Source organism: Acidiphilium sp. 34-64-41, from assembly GCF_002282635.1.
GTDB classification, from domain to species: domain Bacteria; phylum Pseudomonadota; class Alphaproteobacteria; order Acetobacterales; family Acetobacteraceae; genus Acidiphilium; species Acidiphilium rubrum.
On record NZ_NCJX01000095.1, the window covers coordinates 1 to 10,276 of the forward strand.

At 66.7% G+C, this 10,276-nt stretch carries 10 protein-coding genes and 1 pseudogene; 7 read left to right on the plus strand and 4 right to left on the minus strand.

The genetic code is table 11. The annotated features are described in order from the left end of the window. A partial coding sequence (locus B7X49_RS15725) for a TOBE domain-containing protein (RefSeq protein ID WP_286705054.1) occupies positions 1 to 395 on the plus strand: 395 nt, incomplete at its 5' end. A 162-nt stretch (positions 396 to 557) separates the two neighbouring features. Here the strand turns inward: B7X49_RS15725 and B7X49_RS15730 are convergent. From B7X49_RS15730 to B7X49_RS15740, 3 genes are all read right to left on the minus strand, one after another. Further along, a complete protein-coding gene (locus B7X49_RS15730) occupies positions 558 to 773 on the minus strand; it encodes a hypothetical protein (protein ID WP_286705055.1) in 216 nt (71 codons plus the stop codon). 91 nt (positions 774 to 864) lie between these two features. Next, positions 865 to 1,641 carry an SDR family oxidoreductase gene (locus B7X49_RS15735; protein ID WP_286705056.1) on the minus strand — a complete coding sequence of 259 codons (777 nt, stop codon included), beginning with the start codon at positions 1,639 to 1,641 and terminating at the stop codon, positions 865 to 867. A 4-nt stretch (positions 1,642 to 1,645) separates the two neighbouring features. After that, positions 1,646 to 2,419, minus strand: coding sequence for an alpha/beta fold hydrolase (locus B7X49_RS15740; protein WP_286705057.1), 774 nt, complete (start codon positions 2,417 to 2,419; stop codon positions 1,646 to 1,648). A 127-nt stretch (positions 2,420 to 2,546) separates the two neighbouring features. Between B7X49_RS15740 and B7X49_RS15745 the strand changes: the two genes are divergently transcribed. Genes B7X49_RS15745 through B7X49_RS15755 form a run of 3 tightly spaced genes read left to right on the plus strand, consistent with a single transcriptional unit; the run spans position 2,547 to position 6,899 of the window. Further along, entirely contained in the window at positions 2,547 to 3,179 is a 633-nt protein-coding gene (locus B7X49_RS15745) for a GntR family transcriptional regulator (RefSeq protein ID WP_029312592.1), read from the plus strand. Positions 3,180 to 3,232: 53 nt separating this feature from the next. Then, positions 3,233 to 4,585: an MFS transporter gene (locus tag B7X49_RS15750; protein ID WP_286705058.1), complete on the plus strand. Its 1,353-nt coding sequence runs from the start codon at positions 3,233 to 3,235 to the stop codon at positions 4,583 to 4,585. A gap of 1 nt (position 4,586) precedes the next feature. After that, entirely contained in the window at positions 4,587 to 6,899 is a 2,313-nt protein-coding gene (locus tag B7X49_RS15755) for a xanthine dehydrogenase family protein molybdopterin-binding subunit (RefSeq protein WP_286705059.1), read from the plus strand. A 13-nt stretch (positions 6,900 to 6,912) separates the two neighbouring features. Here the strand turns inward: B7X49_RS15755 and B7X49_RS15760 are convergent. Next, a pseudogene (locus B7X49_RS15760) lies at positions 6,913 to 7,173 on the minus strand (DksA/TraR family C4-type zinc finger protein); the annotation flags it as partial. Between the two features lie 219 nt (positions 7,174 to 7,392). Between B7X49_RS15760 and B7X49_RS15765 the strand changes: the two are divergent. The 3 genes from B7X49_RS15765 to B7X49_RS15775 are packed head-to-tail and all read left to right on the plus strand — an operon-like array spanning position 7,393 to position 9,907. After that, on the plus strand, positions 7,393 to 7,836 hold the full coding sequence (locus tag B7X49_RS15765) for a cupin domain-containing protein (RefSeq protein ID WP_286705060.1): 444 nt from the start codon (positions 7,393 to 7,395) through the stop codon (positions 7,834 to 7,836). Continuing rightward, a complete protein-coding gene (locus B7X49_RS15770; RefSeq protein ID WP_286705061.1) occupies positions 7,836 to 9,089 on the plus strand; it encodes an FAD-dependent monooxygenase in 1,254 nt (417 codons plus the stop codon). The genes B7X49_RS15765 and B7X49_RS15770 overlap by 1 nt, the downstream gene beginning before the upstream one ends. Then, the gene (locus tag B7X49_RS15775; protein WP_286705062.1) at positions 9,086 to 9,907 is read left to right on the plus strand and encodes an alpha/beta hydrolase; all 822 of its coding nucleotides are present in this window, start codon (positions 9,086 to 9,088) and stop codon (positions 9,905 to 9,907) included. Before B7X49_RS15770 ends, B7X49_RS15775 begins: the two co-directional genes overlap by 4 nt. Positions 9,908 to 10,276: the final 369 nt, after the last annotated feature.

A 10,276-nucleotide genomic window follows, 5' to 3' on the forward strand; every position in this document is an offset into this window, starting at 1 on the left:
GGTCACCCAAGATGAACCTGCTCGAAGGCGTCGTTACCACACGCGATGACCAGCACGTCGAGGTCAAACTCGACGATGCGGGCAACGTCATTGTCATGGCCGATCGAATCGCGGTTGCCCCTGGCACGCGGGTCACCGTCGGCATGCGCCCCGAACATACGGCGCTGGTGTCGGACGGCCCGATTGGCGGCGTTGCCGATTTCGTCGAGCATCTCGGCAACGAGACGCTGGTCTACGTCAAGCGGCCGGACGGACAGCAGATGATCGTGAAGGCCGATGATCTGGCAGGCGTCCGCATGGGCGATACCGTGACCATGGCGCCGAAAGGCGATCGCTCCGCGCTGTTCGGGCCGCACGGCAAGGCGTTGCTACGGCGTGAGTTTCATCTGCACTGACTGATCCGTATCAGTCAGCCCGGCACTGCAGCGTTGGCAATGCGCGGCTTTCGCGATCACCGTCTGGTCAGGGGTCTCGGCAAGCAATCGACCGCCATCGGCACGGCCGAGACTGCCTTTGCGTGGCCCCTTGCGCAGAGCTTTCTCAGGCCGCTTTGGCTTCTACCTGCGCGTTGGCGGCAGGCTCGAATTATCCGGCAGCTTCGCCGGCCCGTTCAGCTGCGCCTCCAGCTCTTCAATCCGGCGTTCCGCAGCAGCCAGCCGGATCGTCAGTTCCTCGTTCCGCCGCTCCGAAACTTGTAGCGCTTCCCACAGAGCGCGGATCAGCACATCTTTCTCAGCATGCGACAGAAGGGATAAATCAGGAAGCTCGGTCACACCTCCGTCGGATCCCATCCGACGTGGTCACGTCAATTCACAATCGATTCAACTCGCCGCCCGGTGGGGATGAGCAGCTACCATCACACAATCAGATGACTGTCGGATAGCTCGCGCCATCCATGGAGATGTTGACGCCGGTGATGTAGCTAGCGCGATCGGAGGCGAAAAATGTGACGGCGTTTGCGATATCCCCAGGGCTTGCCATGCGGCCGAGCGGGATGCGGGCGATGCCGCGGATGCGGGCTTCATCGATGGTGACGCCGGCGAGGCGTGCGTCGGATGCAAGGCCTTCGTTGACGCGGTCGGTTTCGGTCAGGCCGGGGTTGAGGCCGATGACGCGCAGGCCGCGTGGGGCGTAGGCGGTTGCGAGGCCGGCGGTTGCGAGCATGAGGGCGGCGTTGGCGGCACCGCCGGCGAGGTGGACCGGCGAGGCGATTTTGCCGCCTGCGCCGATGACGTTGATAATCACGCCGCGGCCGCGTGCCGCCATCAGTTTCACCACCGGATCGATCACGTTGATGTAGCTGAAGTATTTCGCGTCCATCGCGGCGCGCCAATGGGCGGGTGTGAGGTCATCGGGCGGGGTGCGTTTTGCGGCGCCGGCGCTGTTGACCAGGATATCGATCGGGCCGAGGCGGGCTTCGACCTGAGCGACCATTGTGGCGGCCGCATCCGCGTCGATCAGGTCGGCGGCAAAGCCGGTGGCGGATGGGATGGTGTGCAGGGCGGCGTCGAGATTGGCCTGGCTGCGCGAGCAGATCGCGACGCGGGCACCTTCGTGCGCGAAGGCGACGGCGCAGGCGAGGCCGATGCCTTTGGAGCCGCCGGTGATCAGGACGCATTTGCCGTCGAGGTTGAGGTTCATCGGGTCAGGTCATCCTTTCGATCAGGCCGGCGATCAGCGGCGGGTCCTGGAGTTGTGGCACGTGGGCAAGCCCGGGGAGAATGTCGAGCGTGGCGCCGGGCAGTGCGGCCGCCAGGGCTTCCGCCATGGCGGGTGGGGTGGCCTGGTCTTCCGCGCCGACCAGGATGCGGGTTCGGGCGGTGATGCGGGCGATGTCGTTGGTCAGGTCGAGGGTTTCCAGTGCGGCGCAGGCGGCGGCGAACTGGGCCGGGTCGGTTTGCAGGAAGGCCGACCGCCGTTGTTCGATCAGGTCGGGGTGATCGGCGCGGAAGGCGGCGCCGAACAGGCGGGCCATGGCGGTATCGGCGATGGCGGGCAGGCCTTTGGCCGCCGCGGCCTCGCGCATGCTGCGAAATGCGGCCCGGCCCGGATCGGAGAAGCGCAGCCCGGCGCCGATCAGGACCATGGCGCCGATGCGGGACGGATGATCGAGCGCGAGGCGCAGGGCGAGGAAGCTGCCAAAGCCATTGCCGACGACGAGCGGCGCGGCGGGCAGTGTCAGCGCGGCGATGGTTTCGGCCAGTGCAGCGGCGATCGGGGCGAGGCCACCCTCGATCGGCGGCAGGCCGGCGAAGCCCGGCAGGTCGAGCACGATGGTTTCGGCACGGGTCGCGAGCAGCGGCGTGATGCCGGCCCAGCTTGAACCATCGGCCAGCAATGAGTGCAGGAAAATGATCGGCCGGCCGGCGCCGGTGCGGTGCACGCCGATGCGTTGCCGCGTGGAAACATGGTCTGTCATCGTCTCTCCCTGAGCTGTCACGATATATCAATGCTGATGCTAGCCGATAAATTTGATTAGTTACAGGCTCTGAATCCTGCTTGTTTTTTTCATCGTGATATATCACAAACGGAACCGGGGGTTCCAGATGTTGATGCGAACGAGCGTCTATGCCGCGCTGAAGGATGACATCATCGCCTGTCGCCTGATGCCCGGCACCGAACTGCGCGAGCCCGAGATTGCGGCGCGCTACAGCGTTGGCCGCTCGCCGTTGCGCGAGGCGCTGCTGCGGCTGGAGGCCGAGGGTCTCGTGGTGATCGTGCCGCGCCAGTACTGCCGGGTCGCGCCGATTTCGCTGCGCGATGCCGCCGATATGTTCGGCCTGCGCCGTGTGCTGGAACCCGAGGCGGCGCGGCTGGTGGCGCGCACGGCCGACGATGCGGCGCGCACGCGCCTGCTCGCGGTGGCGGCGGGCGATGAGGCGGCGGATTTCATCGATGACAACCGGCGGTTCCACTGCACGCTGGCCTCGCTGGCGCCGAACCGCCGGCTGGGGGCCTCTTGCGTCGAGATCATCGAGCAATCGGATCGGCTGGTCCGGGTCAGCCTCGCTCAGATCGAGGGGCGGCGGCCGGATCTGCTGATCGGCGAACATCGCGCCATCGCGGATGCAGTAGTGCGGGGTGATGCGCGCACCGCGGCACGGCTGTTACGCGCGCATATCGATGCCGCCGAGACGCGGGTGCTCTCGGCACTGCGGCGGGCCGCCGTGATCGACTGAACGATGACACCACCATCAATCAATAAAAAATCGAGAATCGGGAGAGAACGACAATGGATCAGGTGATATCGCAAGACAAGGCGATCATGGGTGCTTCGGCGGGGGCGCGGCTCGATCGGCTGCCGATCGGCGCGTTTCACCGCCGCGTCATGCTGCTGATCGGCATCGGCATGTTCTTCGACGGGTTCGACATCTATATCGCAGCGACCGTGCTGGGTGCGACGATCCGCAGCGGGTTCGCAACCTTGCCGCAGGCGGCGCTGTTCGTGTCAGCGACATTCGTGGGGATGATGCTGGGCTCGGTGGTCACCGGGTTTCTGGGCGACCGGTTCGGCCGGCGCTTTACCTATCAAGCCAATCTGGCGATTTTCGGCCTCGCCTCGCTCGCCGCCGCGTTCGCGCCGGGCATGGGCGTGCTGATCGCGCTGCGCTTCGTGATGGGGTTCGGCCTCGGGGCGGAGAATGTGGTGGGGTATTCGACCCTCACCGAGTTCATCCCGCCGGCGGCGCGCGGCCGCTGGCTCGGCATGATGGCGGTGATCGTGGTGACCGGCCTGCCGGTTTCGGCCCTGCTGGGTTATGCGCTGGTGCCGCATTTCGGGTGGCGGATCATGTTCATTCTTGGCGGCATCGGCGCGCTGTTCGTGTGGCAGGCGCGCAAGGCGCTGCCGGAATCGCCGCGCTGGCTGCAGACCGTCGGGCGGGATGCGGAGGCTGAAGCACTGCTCACCCGGATCGAGGCGGACGTATCCAACGGCGCGCCGCTGCCGCCGCCGGCGCCCGGCATCGCGATGCCGCTGCAACCGTTTTCCGCGCTGTTCGCACCGCCGTTGCTCGCCCGCCTGGTGCTTGGGTGCATCGCGCTGATCGTGATCAACACGCTGATCTACGGGTTCATCACCTGGCTGCCGACCTTCATGGTCAAGCAGGGGCTGAGTGTGGCGCAGAGTTTCGGCTATGCCGTGCTGATGGCGCTGGGTGCGCCGATCGGCTCGGCGATCGGCGCGTTCGGGGCGGATCGCTGGGGGCGCAAGCCGTGCATCGTCGTGGCATCAGCCCTCGCCATCGTGTTCGGCGCGATCTATCCGTTCGTGCGCGATCCGGCGTTTCTGCCGGTGATCGGTTTCGCTCTGACCATTCCGATCTATATCCTGGTCGCCATGCTGTTCGCGATCTACATTCCCGAATTGTTCCCGACCGAAATCCGGCTGCGCGCGGCCGGAATTTGTAACATGTTCGGGCGCGGTGCGACCATCATCACGCCGTTCATGGTGATCCGTCTGTTCGCCGATTATGGTGTGAAGGGCGTGCTGGCCATGATGATCGGGCTGCTGCTCGCGCTGATCGTGGCAGTGCTGGTGCTGGGTGTCGAAACCAGGCAGCGCCGGCTGGAGGCGATTGCCTGACATGGATCGATCGATGCTGAACCACCGCCCGACCCAATCCGAACGCGACCGCACCCGCTGGGTGACCGGAGCGGGGCGCTACACCGCCGATATCGCGGTGCCGGATGCGCTGAGCGCCACCTTTCTGCGCTCGCCGCATGCCCATGCCGAGATCGTTTCGATCGATATCGGCGCCGCACTTGCGATGCCGGGCGTGATCGCCGTGCTGACCGGGGCGGATTGCGCGGACGCCGGCTTCGGCAATTTCCGCGGCCTGATGCGCTACGGGGCCGACGGGCCGCACCCGCTGATCGTGCCGTTCCGCCCGGTGCTGGCCCACCAGCGGGTGCGCCATGTCGGCGAGGCGGTGGCCTGCGTCGTTGCGACCAGCGAGAGCGCAGCACTCGATGCGAGCGAAGCGATTGCGGTGACCTATCGTGACCTGCCCGCCGTGATCGGCATCGATGCGGCGGGCAAGGCGGATGCCCCGGCAATCCATCCGCAAGCGCCGGGAAACCTCGCCTTCGCGCATCAGGCCGGCGATGCCGCGGCGGTGGGTGCCGCGTTCGACGCTGCAACCAGCGTGGTGGCGACGGCGTTCGATCTGCCGCGGCTAGCCCCCACGACGATGGAGTTGCGCGGCATCATCGCACGTTACGACGAGGTGGCGGGGATTTATCATTTGATCACGCCGCATCAGGGTATCAACGAAATCCGGGCCGATCTGGCTGCGGTGCTGAACGTACCCGAGGCCAGGATCAGCATCGAGCTGCCCGATGTCGGCGGCGGGTTCGGCGCACGCAGCCCAGCCTATCCCGAACATGCCGCCCTGCTGCTCGCCGCGCGCCGTACCGGCCGGGCGGTGCGCTGGGTCGCGAGCCGGAGCGAGGCGTTCCTGACCGATTACTATGGCCGCAGCACGCGACTCGCCGGGCGGCTGGCGCTCGATGCATCGGGGCGGTTCACCGGGCTCGAGATCACCTACGAGACCGATCTCGGCGCGTATATCACCACGGTCGGCGCCTTCGTGAACGTGCACAACCCGTTGATGAGCGGCAGCGGCACCTACGGTATTTCCGCGATTGCCGCGAATTTCCGCCAGTATTTCACCAATACCGGCCCGATCGGGCCGTATCGCGGCGCCGGACGGCCGGATGTGGCGTTGCTGATCGAACGGCTGGTCGATCGCGCCGCCACCACGCTGGGGGCGGACCCACTCGAACTGCGCCGCCTGAATGCGATTCCGCGCACCGCTTTCCCGTATCGGACCGCGCTGGGATCGACCTACGACAGCGCCGATTACGCTGCCCTGATCGATGCGGCGCATCAGGCCTCGGACTGGGATGGGTTTGCCGCAAGGCGCACCGAGGCACACGCGCGCGGCCGGTTGCGCGGGCGTGGCGTGGCATTGTTCACCGAAATCGCCGGCGGCGGTGCCGCGACGCGCGATGAGGCGCGGGTCGTTCTGGCCGTGACCGCCGGCCGGGCGACCGCGCGGATCGAGACCGTGACCGGCGGCAGCGGCCAGAGTCAGGCCGAGACCTATGCGTTCATTCTGGCCGAACGGCTCGGGATGGACCCCGCCGACATCGAACTCGCAGCGAGTCCGGCGCATTCGACGCTGAACGGCGGCGGCTCGATCGGCTCGCGATCGACCCTGAGTGCCGGCAGCGCGATCGCCGATGCGGGCGATCAGCTGCGCCGACACCTGCTGGCCGCCGCCGGGCTGCGGGCCAATGCGCCACCCGCGGAGTTGATCATGGCTGGTGGCGCGATCTGCCGACCGGATGGCAGCGTCGTGCTGACGCTGGCCGAGGCGATTGCCGCGACCGATGCGCCGCTTGATGTGGTCGGCGCGGTGCCGGTATCGTCGAGCTTTCCATCGGGCTGTCACGTCGCGGAGGTAGAGATCGACCCGCAAACCGGGCTGGCCGTGCTGGTGAGCTACGTCGCGATCGATGATTCGGGCGTCGTGCTCAATCCCATCGTCGCGGAAGGCCAGATCCATGGCGGCATCGTGCAAGGATTGGGCGAAGTGTTCGGCGAGGCGATGCAGTATGACGAAACCGGCCAGGTGCTGACCGGCAGCTTCATGGACTACACCATGCCACGCGCCGCCGATGTGCCGAATTTCGTCACCGAGGATCGGCCAACCGCATCGCCCAACAATTCGCTCGGCGTCAAGGGCCTGGGCGAGGCCGGCACCACCGGCGCGCTGGCCGCCGCCGCCAATGCGTTCGCCGATGCGCTGGCGATGGTGGGCGCGAAACTGCCGGCGTTTCCGTGCACCGCGCACAGCATCTGGCGCAGCATCCGCGCGGCGGCGTCCGGCTGACCTGTAAGGGGTATTTCAACTGGCTATCTTTGCTGCCGCGCCGGTTGAAGCCGATGTTGGCCGGGCGTTGGTCGGCGGCGGACTGGCAGGCGATGCAGGTTCGCACGCCGGGCATCGCGTCGCGGCGCGCCTGCGGGATTTCCTTGCCGCATTCCACGCAATAGGTCTGTCCCGCGCCGGCCGGGATGCGGGCGCGGGCGCGCATCACCTTTTCCTTCACGGTATCGTCGATCTGATCCTGAACCGCCCCGTCCGGGGCCCAACCGTTCGCCATTGTGCTTGTCCGATTTGATGGTTGCACCTGATATTCAACATGGGACGGATGACGCGCGTTGGAAAGCCTGGGGCCGGGAAACGCGATTGGCAGGGATTTCTCAGACGCGTCGAGCCGACCAGCGAGACGGTCGGATATGCGCCGAGTGTCGCGCAGGCTGGCCAGCCGCGCAATTCCCGTTAGGATCGCACGGAACCAGCAGCCAGAGGGAGAGCGCGCATGACCGAAACACCACCAGGCATCACCAAGGCGGATGAGGGGCTGGATGGCGTGGTCTGGAATATTCTCGGCCAGACCTACACCCTCAAGCAGGACAGCGCGCATTCGATGGCGTGGCACGCGGTCTTTCCTCCCGGCACGTTCGTGCCGCCGCATATCCACCCGACGCAGGACGAGTTCATCTACATGCTCGATGGACGCTTCGACCTCTGGCTCGACGGTCAGGACAAGGTCGCGACGGCGGGCGATCTGGTCCGCATGCCGATGAACCGTCCGCATGGCATTTTCAACCGCTCGGACAGCCTGGTGCGCTGCCTGTTCTGGGTCACGCCGCGGCGATCGCTGCGCGCCCTGTTCGAGCAGATCCACAATCTGACCGACCCGGCGGCGGTGGTGCGGATCGCCGCGGCGCATGAGGTGCAGTTTCTGCCACCGCCGGCGTGATGGCGCCGGTCATCATCGCCGGCGGCGGCATCGGCGGACTGGTGCTGGCGCTGATGCTGCACCGGCGCGGCATTGCGTGCCAGGTGCTGGAGGCTGCGCCGGCGGTGCGGCCGCTGGGGGTCGGCATCAACATCCTGCCGCATGCGATTGGCGAACTTGCGGAACTGGACCTGCTGGACGCGCTCGATACCATTTCCATCCGCACCCGCACGCTCGCCTACATGACCCAGCGCGGCCAGACGATCTGGCAGGAGCCGCGCGGCTGCTACGCCGGCCATGCGGTGCCGCAGATCTCGGCACATCGCGGCCGGTTGCAGTCCCTGCTCTGGCAGACCGCGCAGGCGCGCCTAGGCGCCGGAGCGGTGCGCGCGGATGCCAGGGTGATCGGTGCGACGCAGGACGCCGCAAGCGTCACCGTCATGGTGCGGACGGCGGATGGTGACACCAGCGAAATGACCGGCCATGCGCTGATCGGGGCCGATGGCATCCACTCGACGCTGCGCGCCGCCCTGTTGGGTGTTGATTGGCCAGTGCGCTGGAACGGCATCCAGATGTGGCGCGGTGCGGTGGACTGGCCGGCCTTCGGCAGCGGCGATGAGATGATCATTGCCGGCGACGCCACCGCCAAGCTGGTGTTCTACCCGATTGCGCCTGGCAGCGCGCCGGATCGGCGGCTGACCAACTGGGTGGTCTATGCGCGGATCGCCGACGCCAGCACGACACCGCCCGGCCGCGAAAGCTGGTCGGCGCGCGGTGCCTTCGCGGAATTCGCCAAATTGATCGAGGGGTTCGCCCTGCCAATGGTCGATATTCCCACCCTGGCGGGCGCAACGGCGGATATTTTCCGTTACCCGATGTGCGATCGCGACCCGCTGCCGGCCTGGACCCAGGGGCGCATCACTCTGCTCGGCGATGCTGCCCATTCGATGTACCCGGTCGGTTCGAACGGCGCCTCGCAGGCGATTCTCGATGCGCGATGCCTGGCCGATTGCCTGGCCACGCAGGATGGTCCGGCCGCGCTCGCGCAGTACGAGGTCGAGCGCCGGCCGGCGACCACCGCGATCGTGCACGCGAACCGCATCGGGGGGCCGGAGCGGGTGATCGACCTGATCGCCGCCCGCGCGCCCGCAGGGTTCGACCGGCTGGACACAATCGCCACCAATGACGAACTTGCGGTCATCGTGCGCGGCTACGCGAACCTCGCGGGGTTCGCGGCACCGCCGGCTGCGATCACCATCGATGCACAGCCATGAGCACCGTGGACGATCCCGTGTTCCAGTACCTGACCGGTCAGCTGCACGAGACCCACGCAGAGTTGCTAGCGGGCTTCGAGCGGGAGAGTGCGGCAGCGGTGAGCACGGGGCAGCCGACGCTCGATATCCCCTACGGCCCGCATCCACGCGCGCGGTTCGACCATTTCGCTGCTGAGGCCAGCGGTGCCACCATCGTCTATCTGCACGCCGGCTACTGGCAGGCCCGCGACAAGGCGCAGTTCCGGTTTCTGGTACCCGCCTGGGTCGCGGCGGGGGTCAGCGTGGTACTGGCGAATTATCCGCTCTGCCCGGATGTGACGCTGGCCGCGCTGACCGAGGCGGTGCGCGGCCTGATCTCCGCACTCGGCGACCGTGCCGGCCGCATCGTCGTGATGGGCCATTCGGCCGGGGCGCATCTGGCGGTGGAACTGGCGCTGACCGACTGGCCCGCCCGCGGCATCGCCCGCCCGCCGATCGCCGGCATCGTCGGGCTCAGTGGAATCTATGATCTGGCGCCGCTGCGAGCGACGCCGCTGAACGACAAGCTGCGGCTTGATGCTGCCGAGGCTCACGAGGCTTCACCGTTGTATCGGCTGCGACCCGGTCTGCCGCGAGCGCTGTTCGCGACCGGCGCACGCGAAACCGCGGCGTTTCACGATCAGACCGCAGCGTTGGTGCGCGCGTGGTCCGGCGCGGGCAATCACGCCACGGTCATGACCGTGCCGGGCGCCGATCACTTCAGCCTGCTCCGCCACGTCTGCGACCCCACCGTCGCCTTGTTCAATGAAATTCGGGCTCTGATCGATGCTCGCGCGTGAGGTCCGGTTGGGCGACCGCCTACTCAAGATCATGTACCCGCACGGTCGGGCAGATGCGCCGGGCGATGTCGATCAGGTGTCGATGATGGGTGTCGAAATCCTTTAACTTTATCGGTTGATCGATCTTGTCCCTGGCGACTATGTTCATCGCAAAGATTATGGGTAAGCGCGGCGGTGGACATTCAGTATATTGATCACTTCACGATCCGAAGTCGACCGCAAGACGTTGATGCGCTGCGGGATTTTTATGGCGATGTGTTGGGTCTGCGTCCCGTAAGCGTCCGGTCTCGATCGTGTAGCGATCTGATCTCAAGCGGTTTAGCTGGACTCCTTCTGGAGGCTCATAAGGAGGCGGCTGGTGGAGGGAGA

Coding starts and splice junctions, on each gene's coding strand:
- B7X49_RS15765 (WP_286705060.1), top strand. CDS start 7,393: ATGACCGAAACACCACCAGGCATCACCAAGGCGGATGAGGGGCTGGAT.
- B7X49_RS15770 (WP_286705061.1), top strand. CDS start 7,836: ATGGCGCCGGTCATCATCGCCGGCGGCGGCATCGGCGGACTGGTGCTG.
- B7X49_RS15740 (WP_286705057.1), bottom strand. CDS start 2,419: ATGACAGACCATGTTTCCACGCGGCAACGCATCGGCGTGCACCGCACC.
- B7X49_RS15735 (WP_286705056.1), bottom strand. CDS start 1,641: ATGAACCTCAACCTCGACGGCAAATGCGTCCTGATCACCGGCGGCTCC.
- B7X49_RS15745 (WP_029312592.1), top strand. CDS start 2,547: ATGTTGATGCGAACGAGCGTCTATGCCGCGCTGAAGGATGACATCATC.
- B7X49_RS15775 (WP_286705062.1), top strand. CDS start 9,086: ATGAGCACCGTGGACGATCCCGTGTTCCAGTACCTGACCGGTCAGCTG.
- B7X49_RS15750 (WP_286705058.1), top strand. CDS start 3,233: ATGGATCAGGTGATATCGCAAGACAAGGCGATCATGGGTGCTTCGGCG.
- B7X49_RS15755 (WP_286705059.1), top strand. CDS start 4,587: ATGGATCGATCGATGCTGAACCACCGCCCGACCCAATCCGAACGCGAC.